Consider the following 26,113-nt stretch of genomic DNA (forward strand, 5'->3'; position numbering starts at 1 on the left):
GCGTTGAACTTAGATCAGTGGGGCGCAGGTAAAGTAGTTGGGTCAGTATTTAATAATGACTGTAACTGTATGCGTGTACAAAACGGTACGTTAAACGGTAACCCTGAGTTAGATCCATGGCGCTCAGAGAACTACTCACTTTCTGCTGAGTGGTATGCGGGTGATGCATCAATGTTCTTCATCTCAACTTACGGTATCGACATTGCAAGCTTTACAGAGTCTTCAACCGTATTTATTGATGAGCCTGATTCAGATGGTGTTCGTCGTGGTCCACATCCATTTACTGCGAACATTCAAGGTGTTGGTGGTGATGTATCTGGTTACGAAGTTGGCGGTAAAGTTGCTTTTAGTGACTTCTTAGGTGAAGACAGCGTATTAGCTAATGTAGGTATGGACTTAAACTATACGTATGCTGATAGCTCTCAAGAAGCTAAAGATATTAATGGTAAAGATTTACCATTTGGTGGTATGTCAAAAGACACTTACAACGCGGTTGTTTGGTATGAAAACGATACCTTCTCAGCTCGTGTAGCTTGGAACTCTCGTAGTCCTCGTTTAATGACTGCAGGTAATGGTGCGACAGGTAATCAAGCGTTATACCAAGATGATTACTCTCAACTTGATATTAATGCAACGTATGACTTCAACGAAACAGTTAGTTTCTATATTAACGGTTCGAACATTACGGAAGAAATTCAACAAACTTACATTGAATTTGAGAAGCAAAAAGCTTTCCAAAACATCTATGAAGCTCGTTGGACAGTGGGTGCTCGTGTAACTTTCTAATCCCCCTTAGATAGTTACTTTGTTGCTAAAACGCCGCATTTATTGCGGCGTTTTTTTTATCGTACTAACTCTTTGATGTCTGTTATTACTTGGCTTGTAATAATAAAATTAAAGACTCAACGTACCATAGATCTAATCCTTCAATTACCAACGAGTTCCTACCTTGTAAAACCTCAATTGCCAAGCTACTACTTATAGATTTTGGGCTGAGGTATTTTATGTTTTATTATCTTTTGATTAAGTAAATGAGCGGGGTTCATAACAAGTATGGATACATTATTTAAGAGTGTTGATATGCGTTGTAGAGCTTTAACTAAAACCTTAGTGGTAGGGCTGTATTTGATTTGAAAGCAGCGTATTCAATGTCATTTTGCCAATAACAAATCGTCAACGAAGTTTGTGAATTAGCGAGATAAAAAAGGCACGGTTATTAATATAACTGTGCCTTAAATTTTATTAGTGGCAATGATTATTTTTGTTTAAATTTACACCCTTTCAATCCGTAATGCATAATAAATAAATAGCAAAGTATTGGTAGAGCAAAAGACAATTGTAGGCCGATAGAATCAGCGAGTAATCCTTGAATATAAGGAATAATGGCACCACCAACAATTGCTAAACATAAAATGCCAGAGCCTTGGCTAGTGTGTTGTTTAAGACCATTTATCGCGAGGGTGAATATAGTTGGAAACATGATGGAATTAAATAATCCAATTGCTAATACCGCCCACATAACAATTGCGCCAGAAGATAAGATAGTAATTAATAATAAAACAATGGCCGCCGCGGCATTAAAAGCAAGCACTTTACCGGCAGAAATTTTTTGCATAACGGCTGCGCCAATAAAACGACCTACCATAGCGCCCCCCCAATAATAGGCGATGTATTTAGCCGCAACAGATTCTTCCATGGCTGCAATACTAGGTTCGGCAAAGAGGTTTACGAGTAAACTTCCAATAGCAACCTCAGCGCCTACATAAACAAAGATACCGATAGCACCTAAAACTAAATGGTTGTATTGCCATGCACTACCAGTGATATCAGCTACCTCTGGGGTATGTTCTTTAATTGTTGGTAATTTTAAATAAGCAAAGATAGCCGCTAAAACAAGTAACATGCCGGCTAAAAACAAATAAGGCATTTGAACTGATTCAGCTTCTTGCGCTGCTGTCATTACTTCAGTGGCTTCATTAAGAATTAACAAAGCACCAAAGAATGGCGCGATTGTCGTACCTAATGAATTAAATGCTTGAGTTAATGATAAGCGCGATGAAGCGGTTTCTGGCTTGCCAAGAATACTCACATAAGGGTTTGCTGAAACTTGTAAAATGGTGATGCCACTAGCAAGAATAAATAAAGCAAATAAAAATACCGGATAACTTTGCATTGAAGCGGCAGGGTAGAAGGTCATACATCCCGCTGCGGCAATAATTAAACCTAACACTATACCTTTTTGGTAACCGATTCTTTTGATTAATGTACCAGCAGGTAATGAAACAATGAAATAAGCACCAAAAAAGCAAAACTGAACTAACATTGCTTGGCTGTATGATAGATCGAATATGCCTTTTAAATGAGGAATTAAAATATCATTCAGGCAGGTGATAAAACCCCACATGAAAAATAAAGAAGTGAGTGAAGTTAAGGCAAACGTATAGTTACCACCTTCACTATGATTGTTGTTTTCTTGCGCTACCCCAGCGATACCAGCCGCCATAATTTCTCCTAATTAATATAACTTTTTGTTGGTTTAATTATTATTTGTTAATAGGTGCAGTTGATCTTTCGCGGTTAAGTTTTGTTCGTAATAAAAGCGTATTAATCACGGCGAGTAGTATGCAACCTAGAATTCTAAACAAATACTACTCAACACAGAATAAAGCGCTTTTACCCAAATCCATCGGACAGCGTTTGTTGAACATTGCTTTGGCGTTATCGCTTTATTATGTGGGCAACCACACGACAAAGGCACTGCCTTGGATCAATGCTGAAAAAACTGCTGCAAAAACAATCTCGAAAAATCAAAAGCTCCTTACACTTAATGAGATTAGAACATAGACTATCTCATTATTAATTAGCTGTTGATCTTTTATTTAATTCCATCTAATATTGTAAAATGTAAGCGCTTTCATTTATACCACGTTAAAATAAAAGTGCAACAAAATACATACGTATGTTTATACAAAACACGTAAAAACCTTGTTTAATTGCTGAAAAGGAAACTTGAGATAATATGGCTTTTTCTCTACCAAAAAATTCACCGATGCTTTCATCATCATTTTTATACGGAGTGGCAACAGCGTCATTTCAAATTGAAGGTGGAGTTGAACACCGGTTACCTTGTATTTGGGACACTTTTTGTGCGACAGCAGGAAAAATAGAAGACGGTTCAAATGGTGATGTAGCTTGTGATCATTTTAATCGTTGGCAAGACGATGTTGAGCTGATCAGCTCATTTGGCGTTGACGCTTATCGCTTATCTATTTCATGGCCACGTGTAATAAAACAAGACGGTACAGTTAATCAACAAGGTATGAAATTTTATATTGATTTGCTTGATGAATTAAATGCAAAAGGAATTAAACCTTTTGTCACTTTATATCATTGGGATTTACCACAATACCTTGAAGACGATGGCGGTTGGTTAAATCGTGAAACAGCCTATAAATTTCAAGAATATACTAAGCATGTTGTTAAAGCGTTTGGTGATAGAGTGCATGCATATGCGACGCTTAATGAACCTTTCTGTAGTGCTTATTTAGGTTATGAAGCTGGTATACATGCGCCTGGTTTGGTTGGCAAAGAATACGGCAAAAAAGCGGCGCATCATTTATTATTAGCGCATGGTTTAGCCATGCAAGTATTGAAAGAATTTAGTCCAAACACTTTAAATGGGATTGTGCTCAATTTTACCCCCGGTTACGCTATGTCTGACTCTGTTGCTGATCAAGAAGCAACTAAAAAAGCGAACGAATATTTTAATTACTGGTATTCAAAGCCTATTTTTGATGGTGAATATCCAGAATTAATCAATGAATTACCTGAAGAAAATCGCCCAGACATTCATGAAAATGATATGGAAATTATTTCTCAACCGATGGACTTTTTAGGCATTAACTTCTACACCCGTGCAAGATATCAAGCTCATCCAACAGAAATGTTTGAAGAGATTATTGTTGAAGGTGTTGAACGCACCGATATTGGTTGGGAAATTTATCCGCAGGCTTTTACTGACTTATTAGTCGATTTAAATACTCGATATAATTTACCGCCAGTCTACATCACTGAAAATGGTGCATCTATTGATGACGAAATTGAGTCTGGTGTGGTAAATGATGTACGTCGTATCAACTATTACAACCAACATTTAAATGCGGTGAATGATGCGATTAGCCAAGGTGTTAATGTACAAGGATATTTCGCTTGGAGTTTGATGGATAACTTTGAGTGGGCTGAAGGTTATTTAAAACGTTTTGGTATCGTTTATGTTGATTATCAAACACAAGTACGTACAGTAAAAGCCAGTGGCTTAGCTTATAAAAAATTATTAAGTGAGCGTAGTTGATTGTAAAGTAAGATGAAATTCTAAATTAAATAATTATAAAAAAGGATAAACAATGCATAAGCTTTCGGTGGTTGAAAAAGTTGGTTACGCAACAGGTGACGCGGCAGCAAACTTAGTATGGCGAGGTGCATTAGCATATTTAGCGGTGTTTTATACCGACACTTTCGGTTTAACTGCCGCCGCCGCTGCTATGCTGTTTTTAGTCGTACGACTGTCTGATGGTGTTACTGACATCATTATGGGCATGATCGCCGATAGAACTGATACTAAATGGGGAAAATTTCGCCCGTGGATTCTCTGGTCAGCACCCTTTTTAGGTTTGTTTATGGTGTTATGTTTTACTACGCCCGACCTTTCTGAAAACGGTAAATTAATATATGCCTACGTCACTTATATTGGTTTAACCCTCGCCTATACCATCAATAATGTTCCCTATTCAGCATTGATGGGCGTGATGACACCTAGTGATACTGAACGAACTAGTTTGTCAGGGTTTAGGTTTGCTGGTGCTTTTGCTGGTGGATTGTTAGTGATGGGCTTTTTACCTGACTTGGTTGCTTACTTTGGTAAGGGTGATGATGCCGTTGGTTATCAATACACTATGTATTTATTTGCCGGATTATTGATTGGTTTAATGGTGATAACTTTTGCTTCAACGAAAGAACGTATTACACCTACAATAGATACAACATCTTGTTTAAAAACAGAATTACTCGACTTATCGAAAAATCTACCCTTTATCGTCATGCCATTATTAGCCATGACTTTGTTCTTTTATTATCGTGAGCTGTATAGCGGAATATTTTTCTTTGTTGTCATGACAGGTATGTATATCGTCATCAAACGTTTAACCAGTCAATCAACAGAAAATATGACAGGTACACAGCGTGATATGGTGGATTTACTTACCAATAAACCTTGGTTGATCTTGCTAGGAATGGGATTTTTAACCATGATGTTTAATGGCATTAAATATGGCGTGATCGCCTACTATTTTAAATATCATGTTGCCGATGAATTAATGGCGGGTAAATACTTTGTCGCGTTATTAATTGTCTCAATTGCCGGTGCATTGTGTACAAGTTATTTGGCAAACTGGTTAGGAAAAATTAAGTTATTTATTGTTGCATTAGTACTCAGTGGATTATTAACGGGAGCATTATATTGGGCGCCACAGGGTGATGTTGTTTTCATCTTTACACTTGGCTGCGCGGCAGAGTTTTTTGCGGCAATGATGCCAACATTGTTTTTTACTATGCTTGGTGATTCGGCGGATTATTCTGAATGGAAAAATGGACGACGCGCTACTGGTTTAGTGTATTCAGCAGGCACGTTCGTACAAAAAACCGGTGGTGGCTTCGCTGGCGCATTAGTGCTTGTAGTACTTGCAGGATATGGGTATAACGGGATGGATCCAACCACCATAGAAGCTTCATTACCAGGTATGCAATTATTAATGAGTTGGATCCCCGCTGCTTTTGCCTTTGCTGGCGCGGCCTTAATGTTGTTTTATCCGTTAACTACGCAATTGAACCAACAAGTCAGTGATGAACTTGTTCAAAGAAGAGCAGCTACGGCTTAATAATTTGTGTAAAATTGGGTATTTAATTTTTACTGTTCGCAATTAACACTATATATTGTGACTCTTTTATTTAAGTACTGACAAGGGCAATGTTCCGATAGGGAAAATATGGCAACTATTTATGAAGTTTCTGAATTAGCCAAAGTATCACTTGCGACAGTTTCTCGAGTGATGAATGGTAATGCTCGAGTCAGCGAAAAAACGCGTAATCGTGTGCTTTCTGCGATGAAAGAGTTAGATTATCGTCCTAATTCAATTGCTCAGTCCTTAGCGTCTAATCGTAGTAATTGTATCGGCTTGTTAGTATCTGAAATTCATGGTCCCTTTTTTGGACAAATGATGAGTGGTGTGGAAACTGAATTACGCGCAGCAGGAAAGCACGTGATTATTACTACCGGCCACAGTGAAGAAGATAAAGAAAAAGACGGTATTGAGTTTTTGATCAGCCGAAATTGCGACGCAATTATTTTGCATGTCGAGGCGGTTTCTGATGAATATTTAGTAGAGTTGAGCAAAGGCAAAACACCAATTTATCTTATTAGTCGCCATGTTGAAGGACTGCCAGATAACTGTATTAGCTTAGACAATGAATTAGGTGGTTATATTGCGACTCAATCATTGATTGAAAAAGGCCATCGTAACATTGCTTATCTTGCCGGTCCGCAGTATAAAGCGGACGCTATTGCTCGATTACAAGGTCATAAACGGGCTTTGTCTGAAAATAATATTGCTTTAAACGAAAAGTTAATTTTTGAAGCTGAATTTAAAGAGCAAGGCGGTATTGCAGGTTTACGGTATTTCTTACAAGAAAAAGCTGAGTTTTCAGCGTTAGTGTGTGCCAATGATGAAATGGCTTCAGGTGCGATGACTTACGCGCGCGAGCACAATTTACACATGCCAGAAGACTTATCCGTGATTGGTTTTGATAATGTCGTCTTTGCTCCGCATTTATATCCTAAACTAACCACAGTGGATAACCCTGTGAATAAAATGGGCTCGATGGCCGCTAAATTAGTACTGAAAGACGTTTATCAGCAAGAACAGCATAATATACAGCAATTATTTGAACCTAGCTTGATCATGCGCGATTCGGTAGCTGAATTCACTTAGTATGGCTGACTTAGTTGATAGTTCAATTTGTCCGTTATGCCAAACAGCAAACAAGTGTGGTGTTAACAAAGCTGAGCCTTGCTGGTGTACAAAAGAAAAAGTACCAGCAGAGTTAATTGCCCAAGTGAGTGACAAATACGTAAATAAATCATGTATTTGCCAAGCTTGTATCGAAAAATATAATCTGACTATTGATCTTTCTAAAGCTAATATCAAAGAAGTTACTTAACGGTTAATATTAGCCTTTCGTTATTTTTGCACAACAGTAAATATTTTATTTACAATTTTCCATTCACCTTTATTTTTAAGCAAAGAAAGGTAATCTACGTATTTCCACGTGCCCATATCCCATTCGGCACGAACACTGGCGGCGCTTTCTTCAATATCAACGGAAATAATATGAACAGAATGCTTTCCTGGTTTGTCAGTACTAAAAAAGCCAAGAAATGTTTTTAAGTCAAAAACTTTATGCTCTCCTTTAAGAATACCTTGTACTTTTGCATCAGGGTGAAATGCTTTTGCCACTACCTTAGGGTCGCCTAGTAAACTTCCTTCAAGGTAATAGTTTACTGCTTTTTCTACGGCAGCCGCTTGGCTCTTATCTCCAGCATAGTGGGTGTCAGCGAGACTGTTAGCACTAAAAAACAGAAATAAAATTATCGATATTCTTGTAAATGTTTGCATATATCTTCTTTTCTTAACTTATTGTTTAATATTGGTTTTTTAAGAATTGGCTAGGAGAAACACCCATTTGCTTTCTAAACATATAAATAAATGCAGAGCTTGATTCATATCCTAAAAGCTCAGCTATGCTATTGATGCTATCATCAAGTGATAAGTGTTTAATAGCAATTTGAATATTCAAGCGTTGGCGCCATTCACTATATGTGATATTGGTTTCTTTTTTGAAAATACGGCTTAAAGTACGAGGTGAAGCATTAACGAATTTCCCCCAAAAGTTTAAGTCGCTTTTCAGGGATGGATGTTTAAGCAAGCGTTCGGTTATATTGGTCAACCGATTATCTTTTGGGTAAGGTAAAAACGTATCTAATTTACTTGCTTGAGCTAATTTATCACGAACAAGTCGCAATAATCGTCCATCAGTAGATTGCCATAGATATTCATTTGATATTTTCAAACTTTCGGTGATTAATGCCGATAATAAAGAATCAACCACGAGGACTTGTGTGGTTGTTGATAACTCTTTAGCTTCTTCTGTATTAAAATGAAATATACTAAGTTTAACGGCAGTTTTAGCGAGTAACTCATGCGAAAGCTCAGCAGGAATAACAATTGCTTGTTTAGGGGGAATGAAATATCGACCTTGTTCAGTAATAATAGCGAGCACCCCGCTATGAACATATATACATTGTGCTTGGTGATGTTGATATTTATTGATACCTGCTAATGCTGGTATTTCACGATGTAACACCGAAATTGGCGGTACAGCTTCTAAGGTGGCATCATTTGTCATTTTATCTACAATCTTTATTAAACATTATTTATTCTGACATTAAGTTTTTATCATAAAAGGCAATATTTCAAGTTTTGTCGATTAAATCGAGCTGATCTTCAGATAATAAAGTTTAAAAAATAATTGTATTCAATAGACAATAGAATTTACACTTTAGCAAACTCTTAATAATTTAACTCATAGGATTGAAAATGAGGAAGCAAATTACCCGCTGTTTAACATGGTCATTAGCATTAGCCAGTTATTTGGCATTCGCCGATGGAGAAACTATTTATCAAGTATCGTTTGATAACGCTGTGCATCATGAAGCAGAGGTTTCAGCCACATTTACCGGTATTGAAAATCAAGTGCTAGAAGTACAAATGAGTCGTTCATCGCCGGGTCGTTATGCGATGCATGAGTTTATTAAAAATGTTTATAACGTTCGTGCCGTAAATAGTGTTGGCCAACCACTAGAAATTACCCGACCTAACCCATATCAATGGCATATTGCCGGCCATGATGGTGAAGTAACGATAAATTACACCTTATTTGGTGATAGAGGAGATGGTACTTACAATCAAATTGACCGTACACATGCTCATTTAAATATGCCTGCCAGTTTTGTATGGGCAACCAATCACGAAGAAAGAGCGATTAAAATAGAATTTCGTCCCTTCGATCCTCGCTGGAAAGTAGCGACTCAGTTACCACAAGCAGGGGGAACTTATCAATTCTCAGCGCCAAACCTACAATACTTTTTAGATAGCCCAACGGAATTGAGTGATCATCAAGTACGTAGTTGGCAAGTAAATTCTGCTGGGAAAAATCAAACCATCAATTTAGCAGTACACCATAATGGAACTGCAGAAGACTTAGATAAATACACTGAAAAAGCGAAGGCGGTTGTTGCTGAGCAAATCAAAGTGTTTGGTGAGTTGCCGATCTTTGATTATGGAGAATATACCTTCATTGCTTGTTATCTTCCTCATGTTAGCGGTGATGGTATGGAGCATCGCAATTCTACAATAATCACTAATACCGCTTCATTAGACGAAGCTGAATTTAGCCAATTAGGCACCTTATCACATGAGTTTTTTCATGCTTGGAACGTTGAACGTATACGCCCACAAGAGTTAGAGCCATTTAACTATAGTGGAGCAAATATGACACCGAGCTTATGGTTAGCGGAAGGTTTTACTAACTATTATGGCAGTTTAATTTTGAAAAGAAGCCAAGAGTGGGATGAAGAAAAATACCTAGATAAAGTGGCAAGCAATATTAATAAAGCCTATAACGCGCGTGGTCGATTATATTCAACTCCTGAAGGAGCGAGTCAATTTGCTACCTTCACCGATGCAGGTGTATCAAAAGATAGAACGAATTATCATAATATCTTTTTCAGTTATTATTATTATGGTGAAGTCATGGGTCTGGCATTAGATCTATCGTTAAGAAAACACTTTCCTGGCAAGTCTTTAGACGATTATATGCGCCAATTATGGCTTGATTTTGGCAAAACAGAAACGCCATATTCACGTGAAGATGCGCGTAATACTTTGTTAAAAATTACTGGTGATCAACGCTTTACCGATAAGTTTTTTGCTGAGCATATTTATGGTCAAACAAAACCAGATTATGCCGCCTTGTTAGCTCCTGCAGGTTTAAAGTTAGAGCAAAAAGATGATGAAAGTGCATTTCTTGGTAAAGTAAGTTTTAACTTCCGTGGCGAAGATGCAATGGTGAGCAACACGATTTTAGTGGGTAGCCCGTTATATCGTGCTGGAGTAGAACGAGGCGATCAAATTGTTAAGCTTGGCCGAAGAACTATTCGCAATAATGATCTATGGGACAAAGCCTTAGCACAGTTTTCTCCAGGTGATGTGACGACGATTGAATATATACAACGTGGTGAAACGGTTAAAAAACAAATTGGTTTTATCAGCGATCCAAGTTTAAAAATCTCTAAATTAGATGATGAATTATTGTTAGAAGAACATAGCAATTTTTTAATTGATTGGCTGGGAAAAGATAAAGCAGAAAATGATTCAGATGCTGAATCTTTATCGCTTTAATAGTCAGTAGTTTTGATAAATAAATTTATAGTATATGATTGGGTAACAGCGAATCGCTTGTTACTCAATCGATCACTTTAATGAACAATCAAGGGTTCAATTTTGTACTCGTCAAATCAAATAGAAAGTATAACTGCCGAACTTAGGCACTCGCTTGGGGATAATATTCCTTGGAAATATGAAGATAAAATGGCGGTTATGTTGAGTGAGTTTGCCCAAAACAAATCTGACGTTGTCTTTGAAAAACTAAAAGTTAGCTTAACTGATGAATGGCATAGTAAAACGGTTAAAAAAATGCCTAAAGCATTGAAAAAGCAATTGGGTGATTTAGCTAAATTGAGCAAAAACCAAAAAATTCTTGCCGTGCCTGCTCAAGACTCAACACCCGCTCTTGTGGCATTATGGTGGCCTTGGGATCATGGTGGCACTTATTCATTAAGATTAAAAGTACTAGAACAGAGCTATGATAATACCCTTGAACCATCAACCGGTTTATTGTCGTGGTGCAAAAATTTGTTTAGCTCTTAAAACTTGCTAAAGATTTTTAGTCATAACGCGAAAAATTAACCATTTACCGAAAACAACTATAAAATCCCTTCATTAAAGCATAGAGTTTATATGTAACTTTTTGAGATGGTAATTATGGCTAAACAACAACTTATTTGGGATTTACCCGTCAGAATTTTTCACTGGTGTTTTGTCGGCGTGCTGCTCGCTCTTTGGTACACATCAGATCAAGATAATGGTTTGATTGAGGTTCATATCAAACTTGGATATACCGCCTTAGGTTTGACTATTTTTAGAATACTTTGGGGGTTTGTTGGTACTACCCATGCTAAATTTATTAATTTTATCCCTCGGCCTAAGCAAATAAAAAGTTACATTCAACAATTGAGAATTGGTAAAGTTAAAAACTATATCGGCCATAATCCATTAGGTAGTTTAATGGTGATTTTTATATTATTTGCCGTACTAGTTCAAGCGACAAGCGGGTTATTTATCAGTGATGATATTTTTTCAGCAGGCCCATACAATAGTGTATTAACCAGCGAACTTGAAAAAATACTAAAAACGGTTCATAGCAATGGCTTTAATATTATTGCGACATTATCTGCAATTCATATTTTAGCGGTTTTATATTACTTAATCGTCAAAAAACAAAACTTGATTAAACCAATGTTTACGGGCAAAAAATCATTAAACAATGATGATGCTAAACATGCAATTAAACATTCAAAATTATTTATAGCCCTAATTGTTGCTATTGCAGTTGTCTGTTTTGTTTACTGGTTAGTCGTTATCAATGCACCAGTGATTGAAGAATACTATTATTGATATATGTGTTGAATGGTTTGGTGATTGGGTGTGGTAAATTGAGTTAAGCTGAGGCGAAAGTAACACGCCTCAGCGCTAACAATATAATTAATCTTTTTTAAAGACATCGTGGCACCCGCCACAAGTCTTTCCAACGCCACCAATAGCTTTTTTAATTTCGCCTTCATTGCCTGTTTTTGCTACTGCCATTAAATGCGCAGAAGATTTGTTCAAGTCTGCAATTTTTTCAGCAAATAAATCTTTTTCTTGCCACACTTTATCTAAGGCTTCTGTTTTGACAGAAAACTTTGAAGTGTCTGTGCGAGTATAATCGGCGATCATATAAGAAAGTTGATTAATGCGTAAGGCATGCTTTTCAATTGCTTCAATATCAAAGGCAACTTTCCCTTTTGCCATACCGCCCAATGGTCCCATATTACTTCTTATTAATGAAAACACTGATTGGCGCAATTCTGTTGCTTGTTTGGCATGCTTTTCTGATTTTGCCGTCTCAGCAGTAGCTAAAGTTGCGGTTAACAGTAAAGTACAAACGAAGGTAGATTTTGTGATTAAATTCATATTTATTCCTTAAGTATAATCTTGGTTGATAATGATTTTATTGAACATATAGCCAATTTTTTTATTGGTTTTTAACCTTTTTTATTGCTGTAAAGCGGGTTGTTTTTTATGTTAAAAATTTAAATTCTGTTACCTTTCTCCACGTTTGTTGTTCAAAAAAACACCATTACGGCATTGTTGAATTAAATAATTATTGTATATTAAACAGGTTGTTAAGGCGATTTCTCTTATTTTTGTCCGATTTCGAACCGAAAATTCCCATTTTCGAACTTAGTTAAATACACGATTAATTCACCGCTAAATGCAGGGGAAGAATTATCATAATGGTAGCACCTTTTTCTTCATTATTGTGAATTTCAATAACACCTTGGTGTTGTTCAATTACATTTTTACAAAAGCTTAATCCGACACCTTGACCATTTAATTTTGTGGAATACAAAGGAATAAATAAATTGTCTAGGTTATCAAATCCATGTCCATCATCTATCACTTCAATAATTAAATGTTGTTCGTGTTCTGAAAAATTTACTTGAACATTTCTGGCTTCAGCTTCTTGTGAATTATTAAGTAAATTTAGAAAAACTTGTTCAAACAATGAAAGGTCAACATAAATGGTCTGGATGGAAAAGTCGAACAAAATAGTTAGGTTTTGGCAAGCATGACTTAAAGAATCAGATAATGCTTGAAGGGAAACGTCTTGTCTCAATATCTCGTTAATAGGAAAAAGCATAGAATAACGGTCAACATAAGTTTGTAGATGATGACTGCGTTCAGTGATAATTTCTAAAGCCTTTTTATCATTTTCGATAAGGCTTTTACTGGCGAGAGTTTCCGAGAGAGATGAAACAGGAGTTAAGGAATTTCTCACTTCATTGCTTAATATATGGATAATTTTCTGCCAAGCATGTAATTGCCCTGTTTGAACTGCCAAAGAAATATCAATAAACATTAATAATTGATAGCCATGTTCATTTTCATTCGTTTGACAGTGCTTTATTTGCCACTTTTGATCGCTAAAACGAGAATGCCAAGTTGAGCCATCAAAACTAAGAGCTAATTGCTCAGGAGAAGCATGGCGATACATTTGCCAAGATTGTTGATACAAATTTGCAAACGCATGGTTTGCATAGATTAATTGCTGCTTGTGATTAAAAATTAAAACCGGGGAATCAAGGTTTTTAATCAATTGATTAATATGAAGAGTATGCTGATCAACATTGCTTTCTTTCTCTTGTAAAGATTCGCTAAGTTGATTGAGTTGTTGATGAAAAGTTTTTACTTTACCTTGTGAAAAAGAAGACTTAGCAAATTGGTTGTAGTTTTCTTGTTTAATGGCGTCTATATGTAATTCTGCGCGGGTAAAGGCACGCATTACGCGAAACTTTATCACGGCAATAAACCAAATAATAAACAATAAAAGTGCAAAGCTAGAAACGATAATCCATTGCCAATGTAAACCTAATTGCCACTGGTATAAGCCTAAAAAAATTAAGCTGGGTAGGGCTAATAGAAATAACTTTATCGATAAGAATTTCTCTAATGAATTAATTTTAAGCAAGATCGTATTTCTCAACTCTGCGATACATTGAAGATTTAGTTAACCCTAATATTTTAGCGGCTTTAGGAATATTGTTGTCGGTTTGCAAAAGTGCTTTTTGAATTAAGTTAATTTCTGCCTCTCGTAACGTCATTAACGGCAATTCGACGTTAGGATTATTTGCGGTTAATCTTAGATCCTCAATATCAATTGCTTGGTTGTTATTTAATAACACAGCCCTTTCGACAAGCTGGCTTAATTCTCGAATATTTCCAGGCCAATGATAATGGCAAAGCGCTTGTTGAGCACCTTGGGTTAATTCACAATAATCACGTTGATATTTTTGGCTAAACTTAGCAATAAAAAACTGTGCTAGTGGGATAATATCTTGTTCCCTTTCTTGAAGCGGCGGCAGATGCAATATTTCGGCACTGATACATTTATAAAGATCTTTGTGAAATTTATTGTTTGTCATTAACGACGATAAATCGACATTGGTGCTACTGATTATTCGACAATTAATATCATGGCTATAACTGATATTAGAGGTTTTAGGTTCGTTATTTATGATTGTTTGAAGGAATTTTTTTTGGTGATTCAACGGGAGAAGTTCAATCCCATGAACAAATAATGTTCCTTGATCGGCTAAAGATAGATAGCCTAAATGTTGGTTCTGCTTTTCAGTGAACGTACTGATGTTGTCACCAAACATTTCTTTATCAAAAAGAGAATGATCGATGGCTGCTACATCGACAGCAACCCATGCATGTTGTTTTTCTGAGCATTGTTGATGGATTTGACGCGCGAATTCACTTTTACCCGAGCCACTATCTCCGGTCAGTAAAATATTTGCCTTACTGTTTGTTAATGCTTTTATTTCATCTTGAAGTTGTAGCATACAAGCTGAACGCCATTGATATAGTTCAGCGGTACTCGGCTTTAATTGTTGCTTAAATTTATCGTTTTCTAATTGTAAGGAAGCTAAAGAAAGCTGTTGTTCAACCATGTGTAATAACTGTTGATTACGCCAAGGTTTTTCAATAATGTTTTTTACACCAAGTTGTATTGCTTGTTTAACCAGCTCAACATTGTGCCAAGTTGACATAATAATAACGGGAATAGAAATATTGTTACTTTTAAGCCAAGCTAAAAAACGCAAACTTTCTTGCTCAGTGGTAGCATCTAAATGGCCATTCATATCTAAAATGATTAAAGAGATTTTTTGTTCTTTTAGCTTAAGTTGAGCAGTTTGTGGATTATCGGCTTCAACAATTTGATAATGATGTGATTCAAGCAAAAGTGACAAACTCATGCGGATATCTGCGCGATTATCTACAACTAAAATATGGGTCATAAAGCTCTAATACCTACAAATAAACCAACGTTATTAACTAAAAGATGAAACACTACGCGATTGAAAGTTCACGATAACAAACCAGCTACAACGAAGCAAAAGCTCTGTCATTATACCAATTAGCATTGATATTCCTAACGAATTACCATTGAATTGTTCTGGATGTTGAATAATGTGAATAAGTTATATTTTTAAAGCATGTATGGACGACAAGGGTTTATAAGGGCGTGTTGATCTTTCGAGGTTGAATTTTGTTCAAAATAAAAATCATCGCGTAAGATCAACGCGCCCTAAACGATATGACTATTCATTTATATCAGCGCTTGAGTAAGGTTAATCATCTTGCCAACGGTTTTTGATCGCTAAAATCTCGTCAATATTATCTTCAAAAAGTTGTACAAGATCGGGATCAAAATGCACACCGCTTTGCTCTTTAATAAAGTTCATGGCTTTTTCTATTGACCAAGCTTCTTTATAAGGTCTAACACTTGTTAATGCATCAAAAACGTCAGCCAAGGCAACAATGCGGCCTTCAATAGGAATATCTTCACCAGCTAAACCATTGGGATAACCTGTACCGTCCCATTTTTCATGGTGGGTTAAGGCTACGACTTTGGCGAGAGTGATGAGGTCTGAGTCATCATCTCCGAGGATGTTTGCGCCAATCGTTGGATGAGTTTTCATAATCTCAAACTCTTCTACAGTAAGCTTGCCAGGTTTAAGCATAATACTGTCAGGAATTCCTATTTTTCCTAAATCATGCATTGGCGCAGCATGCAGTAAATCGTCTGCTTGTTGTATAGAGAATCCAGATGCTAAAGCAATTACTTTTGAGTAATGGCTCATTCGCATAACATGCATACCGGTTTCATTATCTTTGTATTCAGCAGCATGACCTAACCGTTGGATAATTTGTAAGCGTGTTCGTCTAAGCTCATCGGCTTGCACGAGCGATAAATGAGTGGCGACTCTCGCTTTAACCACAGGTGCTGATACGGGTTTAGTAATGTAGTCTACAGCACCTAATTCTAGGCCTTGTGCTTCATCAGTCTGATCATTTAAAGCCGTGACAAAAATAATGGGTATTTTGATCGTGCTAGGGTTTGCTTTTAATTGTGAGCAGACTTCCAAACCGGTTATATCGGGCATCATAATATCTAACAATATCAGGTCTGGCATTTTACTATTGGCTAATCGAATTGCTTCATTGCCACTTTTGGCGAAAACTAACCGATAATCATTTTGTAGTATTTGCTTCAATACTCGTAAATTAGCAGGCTCATCATCGACAATTAAAATGGTTGCTTGTTGATTGTCCATCGTATTACCCCTTACTTTCTATACGTTGGATGAGCAAAATAATATGCTCTAATGCTTGTTCAAATTCAAAATCATTAAATGCATTATATATTTTGTTTATATCATTCGCATACCGAGAGGCATTTATATGAGTATCAGTATATTCGTATAATTGCGCTAATAGCGTTTCTTCAGCTTCATTTTCTTTAGCAGTTTCACTTAAGGCATTTAATAAAGTAAGTAATACATCGGTATCAATAGTGTCCGTTTTTACCCCTTTATTTCTGTTAGTGGCCCACTGTGAAATTTTTAAATTTAATTGCTGAAATGCGTCATTAATTTTCTTAAAAATTGCTTCGCACTGGTTAGGGTGACTATTAATTAAAGATTCTAATTGTGCAAATAAGCGTTGTAATTGACTTAATGCCAAATTTCCACAAATTCCTTTTAAGGCATGACTAATAGTCGTTACGGTAGACCAATCGGCTTGAGTTATTGCCGTATTTAACTTTTCAATATCATCACTTTGGTTAGTAATGAAAATGTGTATTTGCTGGTAATATTCGTCAATGCTACCCCATAAAGCTACACCTTTATTTTCATCCATTAACTGATCGTTTTTCTGCGTTTCAGTGGCCATTTTAATCGGAGTTACTTTAATATTTAATACGCGAGCAATTTCTTGACTTAACAAGGTAAAATCGATGGGCTTGTTAGCAAAACCTTGCATACCTGCTTTTTCAGCTGCGAGTTTATCATCTAATAAAACACTGGCTGTTAACGCTATAATCGGTAGTTGAGGCAGGCTATTTTGCGTTTCGTATTTTCTACGCTCAATCGTTGCATTTAAACCGTCTAATACTGGCATTTGAATATCCATTAATACTACATCGATTTCTTTACAGTCAGCCATTCTAACAAGTGCTTGTTTCCCATCTCGAGCTGTTACTACTTGATGACCGTCTCTTTCTAAAATCAATGTCAGTAAATCTATGTTTTGCTGAATATCATCGACAACAAGAATTTTAAGCGCCGGTAAAGTTATTTTTTCTATCGCTTGAGACTCTTCTTCAGACTCAATACTGGGTAATGGAATTTCAAATTCGAACCTTGTGCCAACCCCTAACGTACTTTGCGCATTAATTTCGCCCTTCATTAGCTCAACAAGTTGTTTACTAATTGTTGTGCCTAAACCAGTGCCGCCAAAGCGTCTACTCATAGAGGCATCCGCTTGAGTAAATGCATCAAATACTGTGTGTAATTGTTCCGCACTCATGCCTATACCGGTATCTTCTATTTGAAACTTAACCTTGTTATCTTGAGTCGGAAATACAGAAACAGTCACCTTACCTGTTTCTGTAAACTTAACGGCATTGCCAATTAAATTAGTCAATACTTGTCGAATTCGCTCTGGACTGCCTAAATAAAAATTACTGAGTTTGTGAGAGACATTAGCAGTAAGCTCAAGGTTTTTATTGCGAGCTTGTAACCACAAAGTAGAAATAACCGCATCAACTTCTTCGATAAGTGAAAATCTTCTTAATTCAAGATCTAATTTTCCTTTATCAAGTTTTGCGGTATCTAAAATGTCATTTAATAAATGTAAGAGTGATTTGGCAGAATTATTAATGGTATTCATGTGTTTGAGCTGATCTGATGATAAGCTACTTTCTAAGAGTATATCGCTAAAACCAATAATCGCATTCATAGGTGTGCGAATTTCGTGACTCATATTAGCCATAAAAGCCGCTCTAGATTCTGCCGCTTGCTCTGCTTTTTCTTTCGCTACTCTTAATTCCTGCTCGATATTTCGCCGTTCCGTAATATCCATAATGAAGCCGTCTAACCAAGCTTCACCACTTTTTTCATCAGTAATGTGATTTCCAAATTCCATCATCCAACGAGTTTCGCCGGTTTTGGTAATAATGCGATACTCAATGTTAAACATGCCTTTGATTAACGGGTTATTAATTATCTGATCTTTATCATCAGGGTGATATAAATCAGAAAATTCGCGCTTTTTATTAGGAGGTAAAAAATCACTCGCCGGGTAACCCGTAATACCTTCTACTGCATCACTAATAAACAATATTGGCCAGTTATATTGATCTAAACAACGGTAAGCGATACCCGGGATATTACTGATTAATGATCTGAATTTTTCTTCATTTTCTTTAAGTGCTTGCTCCATTTCAATGCGTTGACGAATGTCAGTCATAAATCCTACAAAGAAATTATCATTGCCAAGTTCAACATGACCAACTGAAAGCTTAATGGCGACTAAACTGCCATCTTTATGGAGTGCTTCCACTTCTCTACTTGAGCCAATGATTTTGGCTTTACCTGTTTGCAGAAACTTTTGTATATAATGGTCATGATCTTTTTGGTGCGGGTTTGGCACTAACATTTTAATATTATTACCAATAAGTTCTTTTTCTGACCAGCCAAGCATTGTTTGGGTGGCTTGGTTAATACTTTCAATAATTCCTTTATGATTAATGGTTATTATCGCATCAACGGCGGTATTCATCATGGCACGTAAACGATGTTCATTAATACGAGCGTGGCGAGAAATATCTCTGTATCTATAGATTAAATTGATACCTAAAACTAAAGTGATGATCACTATGGTGGTAATGGAAACAATGAAGGCAAGGTAAAATGACATTTCATTGGTTTGTGTACTTAATTCAAGACCTGGCGGTTTAACAAAACGAGCTGCTGCCATTCCTGTGTAATGCATTCCTGCAATAGCAAACCCCATAACAACACTGGCGATTAAATTTGCTTGCCAATCTTTTTGTTTTTGCCACACTCTTAATAGCCCTTCTCGAGTCCATAAAGAAAGCATTGCTAATGACACTGCAACAAGAATAGAAAGCAAAAATAGCTTAAGGTCATAACGAAGTAGGGGAGCCATTTGCATCGATGCCATACCGGTATAATGCATTGTTCCGATACCAGCTCCCACCAATGTTCCTTCAATTAATAGTGGTTTGAAGCCCGTTTTACGCTGTTGTAAATGGTTTAAAGCGACCCAAGATGCACAAACTCCGGGTAAAATTGAAATGAGTGTTAACGAAACGTTGTAATCGATGATAGTACATAAATCAAAGGCTAACATGCCGATAAAATGCATCGACCAAATACCGCCGCCTAAAGCAAGGCTGCCAATAAATAGCGTCAATTGTTTTCTTTGTTGAGAAATTTTATGTTGGTACTGAGTGGCTAATTGTAATCCCATGAACGAGGTTAAAATAGCAATCACGAGAGATAAGATCACCATGGCATTATTGTAGCTGCCATAAATTAGTGGACTATCAGGTGAAATGGAAAATTGCTCTATTATCCAATCAAACATTGTTTGCGTGTCTCTCGGTTTGAAGTTCTAGAAAAAATTGCATTTTGGTACTATATCAATGAATGATAAACGAGGGAACGATCTTCAGAGACATGGTTTGTTCGTTGACTATAGTTTTATCTCTGAAATATAGACGAAGCAGTTATTGAGTGATAGACGATGCTTTTAGTTAAAGCGTTAAATTGCTTGTCCACAGGCAACCCCTTGTGCCCAACAAGCTTGAAAATTATAGCCTCCAAGCCAACCCGTAACGTCGATTACTTCGCCAATAAAATATAAGTTTGGCACTTTTTTGCTTTCAAATGTTTTTGAAGATAATTCATCGGTATCAACCCCGCCCAAAGTGACTTCTGCTGTACGATAGCCTTCCGTTCCATTGGGTTTGATTTGCCATTGATGTAGGTAGTTAGTTAACTGATTTACGTCATCTTTGGTTAATTGATTGATTGATTTATCAATTATTTCAGCTTGGCTGACCATAGCTTCGATAAAACGTTTTGGCAGGATCATACTCAACATATTCTTGAGTGACTTTTGCGAGTTTTGCTCTCGCCATTCATTTAAAAGATCTTGAATGGAGGAATCGGGTAACAAATTAATCGTTACGGCTTGCCCTGCTTGCCAAAAGGAAGAAATTTGTAAAATGGCGGGGCCTGATAAACCGCGGTGGGTAAACAATATATTTTCTCTAAACTCAGTACCGCATTCACTGGTGATTTGAGTTGGAATACTGATCCCTGATAAACCGTCAAAGCGCTGTTTATCGTGGTCATGTAAAGTAAAAGGCACTAGGGCAGCCGTAGTAGGTAAAACATTCAGGCCAAACTGTTTCGCAATATTAAAACCAATTGGTGTGGCACCTAATTTGGGCATAGTTAAGCCACCTGATGCAACCACTAAAGACTGACATTGAAAAATAGCATCCGTTGTTTTAACAATAAAATGTTCTGGATGTTGTTCAACTGACAGGACTTCATTGCGCATTTTTACTTCAACACCCGCCCATTCGCACTCAGTCATTAATACGTCAACAATGTTTTGGGCGCTGTCAGAACAAAAGAGTTGTCCTAAGGTTTTGTGATGATATTCAACACCGTGACGTTCTACTAACTCGATAAAATCTTGTGAGCTATATCGACTTAAAGCCGACTTGATAAAATGTGGGTTTTTGCAAAGGTAATTTTCAGGCCGAGCATGTTCATTGGTAAAATTACATCGACCACCGCCGCTGATCAGTATTTTACGACCGGGCTTTTTACCCATATCTACGACGATGACAGACTTTCCTCTGTAACCAGCAGTGGCAGCACACATTAAACCCGCAGCACCAGCACCAATAATTAACGTATCAACTTGTTGCACATGTAACCTTAACTTTGTATTTATCGGCATTATAAAAGTTTTACCCTCGTTGAACCAGCGAAGAAATCGCATCGTTGAATCGGTATTTTACGCCAATTTAAATAGGGTTAAGTAAAGTCTATAGCAGGGAATTGCTTTATTAGATGATACTGTGAAGTTAATGCATGCGGCGTTTATTGTTGTATGGTTTTTGTTTGCTGGTATTGATGGCTAGCCTTCTGTCCCATTGCCCGGCATGTGATTTTTGACATGCTTCTTCGCTATCAAAATGAATACTCTGATTGACATTTTTGATAATCACGCCAATTTTAAGTAGTTGTTTTTGAATGTCTTGCTGAAAGCCTTTCGCTAGATTCTGTGCTTTCATTTCTTCAATATCATTTTCAGTTTCAAACACGCAAGTGACAATGAGACTTGCAGGAAAGTTTGTATAATTTGCACGATGGGTTAACTAACAAAATCCGTCAATTTTGTGTTTTGAATTTTCACACGCTATGGTGAGCGCTTTACAAATGTTGTTATCAAGTTTCTGGGTTGTTTTGGTCAATTTCATGAGTGTTTCTGAGATATTTTTTGTATTCATGATCATAGCGTAACGATGATTAAACGTCATATCGAATTCGTTTTTTGTTTAATTTCTCTATTATCCATTTATATATTTGTTAATATCTGCATAAGCATTTTATGACGTATAAATTTTCCTATTTAATATCAATCAACTATTGAGTGTTCAATGAAAGTAGTTTTTTTCTCATTATTTTTTTGCGTTTTCATCAGTAAACTTCATGCAACTGAAGGGGAACAATTAAAAACGCTACTCGCGGGCTTAGAGAATGCACAAACGCGTTTGACTTATTTACAAGAAAATAAAGATATTTATCTAGATCAAGACTTATCAATTAAAGCCGAATATTGGTTAGCGCTTGGTTTAGCCTTAGAGGAAAATAGTAGATTAGAAAAGGCATTCGGTGTTTATAATCGCGCGATTAAAGCACTTGAATCGACAATTGATTCACACCGCGAGCTATACATTAATGCTTTAATTCAACGCTCCTACATTATTTATTTACAAACATACGACACTGAAAAATATTGCCCGGATAGAGCGCTAGCATATAACTCGTTAGATGAAACAATTTCTGTGGATTTGCAGGTGAGAGCAAATGTGCAATATGCTTTTTGTTTTCAAAATGATAAAGCTAATTTTTCAACGGGTTTATCTTTATTAGACCAGGCGCTAAAGCTTGCCAAGCAACATAAGTTATCAGCTAACACCCATGCGATGATTTATAACGCGTCAGGGTTGATATATAGCAGGAATCAGTTGTATGCCAAAGCTTACGAGTATTTATTAAATGCTTATCGTCAATGGTCGTTGGTTAACGATTATCAAGATATGTTCAATATGTTGCATAGTTTAACTCATAATGCGATTTATATGCGTGAGTTTGATAAGGCTCAACAGCATGTTGACGAAATGTTTATGCTAGCTGAAGAACAAAAAACCTTTCAAGATTTCTTGTTCTTTGCACATTACAACTCGGGACTTTTAGCGTTAGCGAAAGGTGACATTAAACAAAGTGCGAATGCTTTTTCGAAGGCATTAATTGAGCAAGAAAATACGCAAGAGCGCTTCTTTGTTAAGAGTGCTTATGAAGTGAATATCTCTAATTATTTTCGATTAGATGAAATTGATAAAGCCCATCGCTTATTCACTCAGTTGAAAACTAAATTTCCTGAACATCAAATCAAATCTAATTTGGTGAATGCTTTTGCTGCATACCAACAAGGCGATTATTCAGCAGCAATTGCGAAAATGTACCAACAAATTGATCATGAAAAGAATGAACGACGTTTATTTATAAAGCATGCGGTACAGAGTACTGCATTGTTGAATTCTCAAAATATATCGGAGTTAGATAAAAAACTTCTTGAGAAAACCATTGAAATACAACATTTAAATATTGAAAAAGCCCAGTCAGATAAACACACTATATATCTGTTTTTAGTATTCGCCTTGATATTGTTTTTAGGTATTTCAGCGTTCAGTTTTTATCTTTATAAAACGAGACAGTACTTTAAACATCATGCACGAGTAGATTATTTAACTGGGGTGTTTAATCGTCGCTTTCTTTTTGAAAAAGGTGAGCATGCTTTGAAAGATATGCGATTAAAAAAGTATGACGTATCAATTTTGTTGTTTGATATCGATAACTTTAAAAGCATTAATGATACTAAAGGGCATTATGCCGGTGACTTAGCCATTAAGTTGGTGGTTGAAAAGTGCCAAGCAAACCTGCCGAAAAATTCTTTTATCGGGAGATTAGGTGGCGATGAATTTTTAGTGGTCTTAAAACATGCTAATCAAGAACAAGCTTGTGAAATCGCTGAGCAAATTAGGGCTGATATTAACGAGGCATATTTTGCCGAAATTGCGCCTATCGAATTAACGGTTAGTATTGGCGTGGTGAGCTGTCAGGAACAAAAAAATCTCGATGAAGCAATAGCAGAAGCCGATAATTTACTTTATCAAGCAAAAGAAGAAGGTCGTAATAGAGTGGTAAGCAGGTAAGCAGGTAAGCAGGTAAGCAGGTAAGCAGGTAAGCAGGTAAGCACTAATAAGTTAGTATAATTTCGTTGCGAGCTATCACTTTATAACAGTAGTTCGCAACGAATAGAGCTTCAATTACTACAGATATGAACAGCAATAATCAGTTAATGATTTCACTTTCACTTTAAAGCTGGCATTGGCCGGTACGTTAAATGACTCGCCACCTTTAATATCTAACCACTCATCACTGTTTGGTAATAAAATTGAAATGTCACCAGCGGTTATTTCCATTAATTCTGCGGCTTCTGTGCCAAATTCATACTCACCCACCATCATAATACCTAATGTTTTAAAACTACCATCGGCAAAAGTTACTTTGCGGCTAGTTACCTTGCCATCAAAATATACATTGGCGGCGACATCAATAGTGACATTATTAAATTGAGACATGCTTAACTCCTAAATTCTTAAATTTCTGGCAATAAAAAACCGATATCAGCGCCAGAGAGAGTACTAATATCGGCTTTTGACCTATCGGATTAGAGATAGGTCAGGTGCGTTTTTTTCGTCAACCTGATTTCAGGTAAAGTTACAGGTTTGACTCAACAATTTTTTTCATGTCAGTCATGTAGCCACGTAATGTTTTACCTACGCTTTCTACACCGTGACTACGAATCGCTTCATTGACTTCAATTAAACGAACGTTATCAACACCGTTAGAGGTTGCTTTTAAGCCTTCACCTAATTCTTCAAGCGTTAACTTACTTGCATATTCAGCCAATAATGGTTGTGCAGCATGAGTAAATAAGTAGTTACCGTATTCAGCCGTATCAGAGATAACAACGTTCATTTCGTATAATTTGTTACGGGCGATACAGTTAGCGATTAATGGTGTTTCGTGCAGTGACTCATAATAAGCAGACTCTTCAATAATGCCGGCAGCAACCATAGCTTCAAACGCTAATTCAACACCTGCTTTCACCATAGCTACCACGAAAATACCTTTGTCGTAGTATTCTTGCTCAGTAATTTCTACATCACAATCTGGTGCCTGTTCGAAAGAAGACTCAGCAGTTTCTTCACGCCACTTTAATAAGTTAGCATCATCGTTCGCCCAATCTTCCATCATAGTGGCAGAGAAGTGACCTTCGATGATGTCATCCATATGCTTTTCAAATAATGGACGTAGAATTACCTTTAACTCTTCAGACATATCAAACGCTTTAATTTTTGCAGGGTTTGATAAACGGTCCATCATGTTAGTGATACCGCCATGCTTCAAACCTTCAGTAACCGTCTCGATACCGTATTGTAATAACTTACGTGCGTAAGCCGCATCAATACCTTGCGCCACTAATTGCTTGTGACCTAAAACGGCCGCTGTTTGTAACATGCCACATAAAATAGTTTGCTCACCCATTAAGTCAGACTTAACTTCAGCGATGAAAGATGATTCAAGTACACCAGCACGGTCACCACCAGTTGCAGAAGCATAGGCTTTAGCAATCGCTAAACCGTTACCTTGTGGGTCGTTTTCTGGGTGAACAGCGATAAGTGTTGGTACACCAAAACCACGCTTGTATTCTTCACGTACTTCAGTACCTGGGCATTTAGGTGCTACCATTACAACTGTGATGTCAGAACGAATTTGCATACCTTCTTCAACGATGTTGAAACCATGCGAGTAAGCCAATGTAGAGCCTTGCTTCATGTGCGGCATAACTGCTGTTACAGCAGAAGTATGTTGCTTATCAGGCGTTAAGTTTAAAACTAAATCCGCTTGAGGAATTAATTCTTCGTATGTACCAACCGTAAAACCGTTTTCAGTCGCCCACTGCCAAGATTGACGTTTTTCAGCAATTGCTGCATCACGTAATGCATAAGAAATATTTAAACCAGAATCGCGCATGTTTAAACCTTGGTTTAAACCTTGAGCGCCACAACCAACAATCACGATGTTCCAATCTTTAATGAAGTTGCAGCCATCGCTGAACTCTTCACGTTTCATAAAACGACACTTGCCTAATTGCTCTAGTTTTTCACGTAAACTTAACGTATTAAAATAATTGCTCATATTGATTCCTTTTTACTGGTGCTTGGCAGTTCTGTTTCGAAAAGCCTTAGCCAATAAAGTTAATTTAGTTGTCAGCGATCTCTGACGATGAGGCGATGATAACGCAAGACT

At 36.8% G+C, this 26,113-nt stretch carries 22 protein-coding genes; 10 read left to right on the top strand and 12 right to left on the bottom strand.

Annotated elements, in window-relative coordinates:
• A partial coding sequence (locus tag Q4493_RS05430; RefSeq protein WP_303450011.1) for a TonB-dependent receptor occupies nucleotides 1-786 on the top strand: 786 nt, incomplete at its 5' end.
• A gap of 469 nt (nucleotides 787-1,255) precedes the next feature.
• On the opposite strand, the gene Q4493_RS05435 is transcribed toward Q4493_RS05430, so the two are convergent.
• The gene (locus Q4493_RS05435; protein ID WP_303450012.1) at nucleotides 1,256-2,503 is read right to left on the bottom strand and encodes a sugar MFS transporter; all 1,248 of its coding nucleotides are present in this window, start codon (nucleotides 2,501-2,503) and stop codon (nucleotides 1,256-1,258) included.
• 119 nt (nucleotides 2,504-2,622) lie between these two features.
• Here Q4493_RS05435 and Q4493_RS05440 point away from each other — a divergent pair, with 119 nt between their 5' ends.
• The 5 genes from Q4493_RS05440 to Q4493_RS05460 all read left to right on the top strand — a co-directional run bounded on the left by Q4493_RS05440 (nucleotide 2,623) and on the right by Q4493_RS05460 (nucleotide 7,272).
• The gene (locus Q4493_RS05440) at nucleotides 2,623-2,844 is read left to right on the top strand and encodes a hypothetical protein (protein WP_303450015.1); all 222 of its coding nucleotides are present in this window, start codon (nucleotides 2,623-2,625) and stop codon (nucleotides 2,842-2,844) included.
• A 175-nt stretch (nucleotides 2,845-3,019) separates the two neighbouring features.
• The gene (locus Q4493_RS05445; protein WP_303450017.1) at nucleotides 3,020-4,351 is read left to right on the top strand and encodes a GH1 family beta-glucosidase; all 1,332 of its coding nucleotides are present in this window, start codon (nucleotides 3,020-3,022) and stop codon (nucleotides 4,349-4,351) included.
• A gap of 52 nt (nucleotides 4,352-4,403) precedes the next feature.
• Complete coding sequence (locus Q4493_RS05450) at nucleotides 4,404-5,933, top strand: MFS transporter (protein WP_303450019.1); 1,530 nt, start codon at nucleotides 4,404-4,406, stop codon at nucleotides 5,931-5,933.
• A gap of 108 nt (nucleotides 5,934-6,041) precedes the next feature.
• Nucleotides 6,042-7,043 (top strand): LacI family DNA-binding transcriptional regulator, encoded by a 1,002-nt coding sequence (locus Q4493_RS05455; RefSeq protein ID WP_303450021.1) that lies wholly within the window; start codon nucleotides 6,042-6,044, stop codon nucleotides 7,041-7,043.
• A 1-nt stretch (nucleotide 7,044) separates the two neighbouring features.
• A complete protein-coding gene (locus tag Q4493_RS05460) occupies nucleotides 7,045-7,272 on the top strand; it encodes a cysteine-rich CWC family protein (protein ID WP_303450023.1) in 228 nt (75 codons plus the stop codon).
• 20 nt (nucleotides 7,273-7,292) lie between these two features.
• Here the strand turns inward: Q4493_RS05460 and Q4493_RS05465 are convergent, their stop codons facing one another.
• Both Q4493_RS05465 and Q4493_RS05470 read right to left on the bottom strand, forming a co-directional pair.
• A complete protein-coding gene (locus Q4493_RS05465) occupies nucleotides 7,293-7,727 on the bottom strand; it encodes a nuclear transport factor 2 family protein (protein WP_303450025.1) in 435 nt (144 codons plus the stop codon).
• Nucleotides 7,728-7,752: 25 nt separating this feature from the next.
• Nucleotides 7,753-8,517 (bottom strand): AraC family transcriptional regulator, encoded by a 765-nt coding sequence (locus Q4493_RS05470; RefSeq protein WP_303450028.1) that lies wholly within the window; start codon nucleotides 8,515-8,517, stop codon nucleotides 7,753-7,755.
• Between the two features lie 191 nt (nucleotides 8,518-8,708).
• On the opposite strand from Q4493_RS05470, the gene Q4493_RS05475 reads away from it, so the two are divergent.
• From Q4493_RS05475 to Q4493_RS05485, 3 genes are all read left to right on the top strand, one after another.
• Nucleotides 8,709-10,571 (top strand): M61 family metallopeptidase, encoded by a 1,863-nt coding sequence (locus Q4493_RS05475; RefSeq protein WP_303450030.1) that lies wholly within the window; start codon nucleotides 8,709-8,711, stop codon nucleotides 10,569-10,571.
• A 102-nt stretch (nucleotides 10,572-10,673) separates the two neighbouring features.
• Complete coding sequence (locus Q4493_RS05480; RefSeq protein ID WP_303450033.1) at nucleotides 10,674-11,099, top strand: hypothetical protein; 426 nt, start codon at nucleotides 10,674-10,676, stop codon at nucleotides 11,097-11,099.
• Between the two features lie 114 nt (nucleotides 11,100-11,213).
• Nucleotides 11,214-11,906, top strand: a complete 693-nt coding sequence (locus Q4493_RS05485; protein WP_303450035.1) for a cytochrome b/b6 domain-containing protein — start codon at nucleotides 11,214-11,216, stop codon at nucleotides 11,904-11,906.
• Between the two features lie 87 nt (nucleotides 11,907-11,993).
• On the opposite strand, the gene Q4493_RS05490 is transcribed toward Q4493_RS05485, so the two are convergent.
• The 7 genes from Q4493_RS05490 to Q4493_RS05520 form a co-directional block, all read right to left on the bottom strand.
• Complete coding sequence (locus Q4493_RS05490) at nucleotides 11,994-12,464, bottom strand: cytochrome c (RefSeq protein WP_303450037.1); 471 nt, start codon at nucleotides 12,462-12,464, stop codon at nucleotides 11,994-11,996.
• Between the two features lie 286 nt (nucleotides 12,465-12,750).
• Complete coding sequence (locus Q4493_RS05495) at nucleotides 12,751-14,022, bottom strand: PAS domain-containing sensor histidine kinase (protein ID WP_303450040.1); 1,272 nt, start codon at nucleotides 14,020-14,022, stop codon at nucleotides 12,751-12,753.
• On the bottom strand, nucleotides 14,015-15,355 hold the full coding sequence (locus Q4493_RS05500) for a sigma-54 dependent transcriptional regulator (protein ID WP_303450042.1): 1,341 nt from the start codon (nucleotides 15,353-15,355) through the stop codon (nucleotides 14,015-14,017). The genes Q4493_RS05495 and Q4493_RS05500 overlap by 8 nt, the downstream gene beginning before the upstream one ends.
• Before the next feature lie 333 nt (nucleotides 15,356-15,688).
• Nucleotides 15,689-16,675 carry a two-component system response regulator gene (locus Q4493_RS05505; protein ID WP_303450045.1) on the bottom strand — a complete coding sequence of 329 codons (987 nt, stop codon included), beginning with the start codon at nucleotides 16,673-16,675 and terminating at the stop codon, nucleotides 15,689-15,691.
• Between the two features lie 4 nt (nucleotides 16,676-16,679).
• Nucleotides 16,680-20,015: an MHYT domain-containing protein gene (locus Q4493_RS05510; RefSeq protein WP_303450047.1), complete on the bottom strand. Its 3,336-nt coding sequence runs from the start codon at nucleotides 20,013-20,015 to the stop codon at nucleotides 16,680-16,682.
• 177 nt (nucleotides 20,016-20,192) lie between these two features.
• Nucleotides 20,193-21,377 (bottom strand): NAD(P)/FAD-dependent oxidoreductase, encoded by a 1,185-nt coding sequence (locus Q4493_RS05515; RefSeq protein WP_303450756.1) that lies wholly within the window; start codon nucleotides 21,375-21,377, stop codon nucleotides 20,193-20,195.
• 157 nt (nucleotides 21,378-21,534) lie between these two features.
• Nucleotides 21,535-21,774 carry a hypothetical protein gene (locus Q4493_RS05520; RefSeq protein ID WP_303450050.1) on the bottom strand — a complete coding sequence of 80 codons (240 nt, stop codon included), beginning with the start codon at nucleotides 21,772-21,774 and terminating at the stop codon, nucleotides 21,535-21,537.
• 336 nt (nucleotides 21,775-22,110) lie between these two features.
• Between Q4493_RS05520 and Q4493_RS05525 the strand changes: the two genes are divergently transcribed.
• Nucleotides 22,111-23,949: a GGDEF domain-containing protein gene (locus tag Q4493_RS05525; protein WP_303450052.1), complete on the top strand. Its 1,839-nt coding sequence runs from the start codon at nucleotides 22,111-22,113 to the stop codon at nucleotides 23,947-23,949.
• Nucleotides 23,950-24,066: 117 nt separating this feature from the next.
• Here Q4493_RS05525 and Q4493_RS05530 read toward each other — a convergent pair whose 3' ends face one another.
• Together Q4493_RS05530 and ilvC are read right to left on the bottom strand one after the other, a co-directional pair.
• Complete coding sequence (locus tag Q4493_RS05530; protein WP_303450054.1) at nucleotides 24,067-24,378, bottom strand: pyrimidine/purine nucleoside phosphorylase; 312 nt, start codon at nucleotides 24,376-24,378, stop codon at nucleotides 24,067-24,069.
• 139 nt (nucleotides 24,379-24,517) lie between these two features.
• Complete coding sequence (gene ilvC, locus Q4493_RS05535; protein WP_303450056.1) at nucleotides 24,518-26,002, bottom strand: ketol-acid reductoisomerase; 1,485 nt, start codon at nucleotides 26,000-26,002, stop codon at nucleotides 24,518-24,520.
• Nucleotides 26,003-26,113: the final 111 nt, after the last annotated feature.

The sequence above is a fragment of the Colwellia sp. 1_MG-2023 genome (assembly GCF_030546755.1).
Classification (GTDB): domain Bacteria; phylum Pseudomonadota; class Gammaproteobacteria; order Enterobacterales; family Alteromonadaceae; genus Thalassotalea_H.

Bases quoted from the DNA above. Each gene is read 5' to 3' on its own strand.
- Q4493_RS05435 (WP_303450012.1), bottom strand. From the start codon at position 2,503: ATGGCGGCTGGTATCGCTGGGGTAGCGCAAGAAAACAACAATCATAGT.
- Q4493_RS05440 (WP_303450015.1), top strand. From the start codon at position 2,623: ATGCAACCTAGAATTCTAAACAAATACTACTCAACACAGAATAAAGCG.
- Q4493_RS05445 (WP_303450017.1), top strand. From the start codon at position 3,020: ATGGCTTTTTCTCTACCAAAAAATTCACCGATGCTTTCATCATCATTT.
- Q4493_RS05450 (WP_303450019.1), top strand. From the start codon at position 4,404: ATGCATAAGCTTTCGGTGGTTGAAAAAGTTGGTTACGCAACAGGTGAC.
- Q4493_RS05455 (WP_303450021.1), top strand. From the start codon at position 6,042: ATGGCAACTATTTATGAAGTTTCTGAATTAGCCAAAGTATCACTTGCG.
- Q4493_RS05460 (WP_303450023.1), top strand. From the start codon at position 7,045: ATGGCTGACTTAGTTGATAGTTCAATTTGTCCGTTATGCCAAACAGCA.
- Q4493_RS05465 (WP_303450025.1), bottom strand. From the start codon at position 7,727: ATGCAAACATTTACAAGAATATCGATAATTTTATTTCTGTTTTTTAGT.
- Q4493_RS05470 (WP_303450028.1), bottom strand. From the start codon at position 8,517: ATGACAAATGATGCCACCTTAGAAGCTGTACCGCCAATTTCGGTGTTA.
- Q4493_RS05475 (WP_303450030.1), top strand. From the start codon at position 8,709: ATGAGGAAGCAAATTACCCGCTGTTTAACATGGTCATTAGCATTAGCC.
- Q4493_RS05485 (WP_303450035.1), top strand. From the start codon at position 11,214: ATGGCTAAACAACAACTTATTTGGGATTTACCCGTCAGAATTTTTCAC.
- Q4493_RS05490 (WP_303450037.1), bottom strand. From the start codon at position 12,464: ATGAATTTAATCACAAAATCTACCTTCGTTTGTACTTTACTGTTAACC.
- Q4493_RS05500 (WP_303450042.1), bottom strand. From the start codon at position 15,355: ATGACCCATATTTTAGTTGTAGATAATCGCGCAGATATCCGCATGAGT.
- Q4493_RS05505 (WP_303450045.1), bottom strand. From the start codon at position 16,675: ATGGACAATCAACAAGCAACCATTTTAATTGTCGATGATGAGCCTGCT.
- Q4493_RS05510 (WP_303450047.1), bottom strand. From the start codon at position 20,015: ATGTTTGATTGGATAATAGAGCAATTTTCCATTTCACCTGATAGTCCA.
- Q4493_RS05525 (WP_303450052.1), top strand. From the start codon at position 22,111: ATGAAAGTAGTTTTTTTCTCATTATTTTTTTGCGTTTTCATCAGTAAA.
- Q4493_RS05530 (WP_303450054.1), bottom strand. From the start codon at position 24,378: ATGTCTCAATTTAATAATGTCACTATTGATGTCGCCGCCAATGTATAT.
- ilvC (WP_303450056.1), bottom strand. From the start codon at position 26,002: ATGAGCAATTATTTTAATACGTTAAGTTTACGTGAAAAACTAGAGCAA.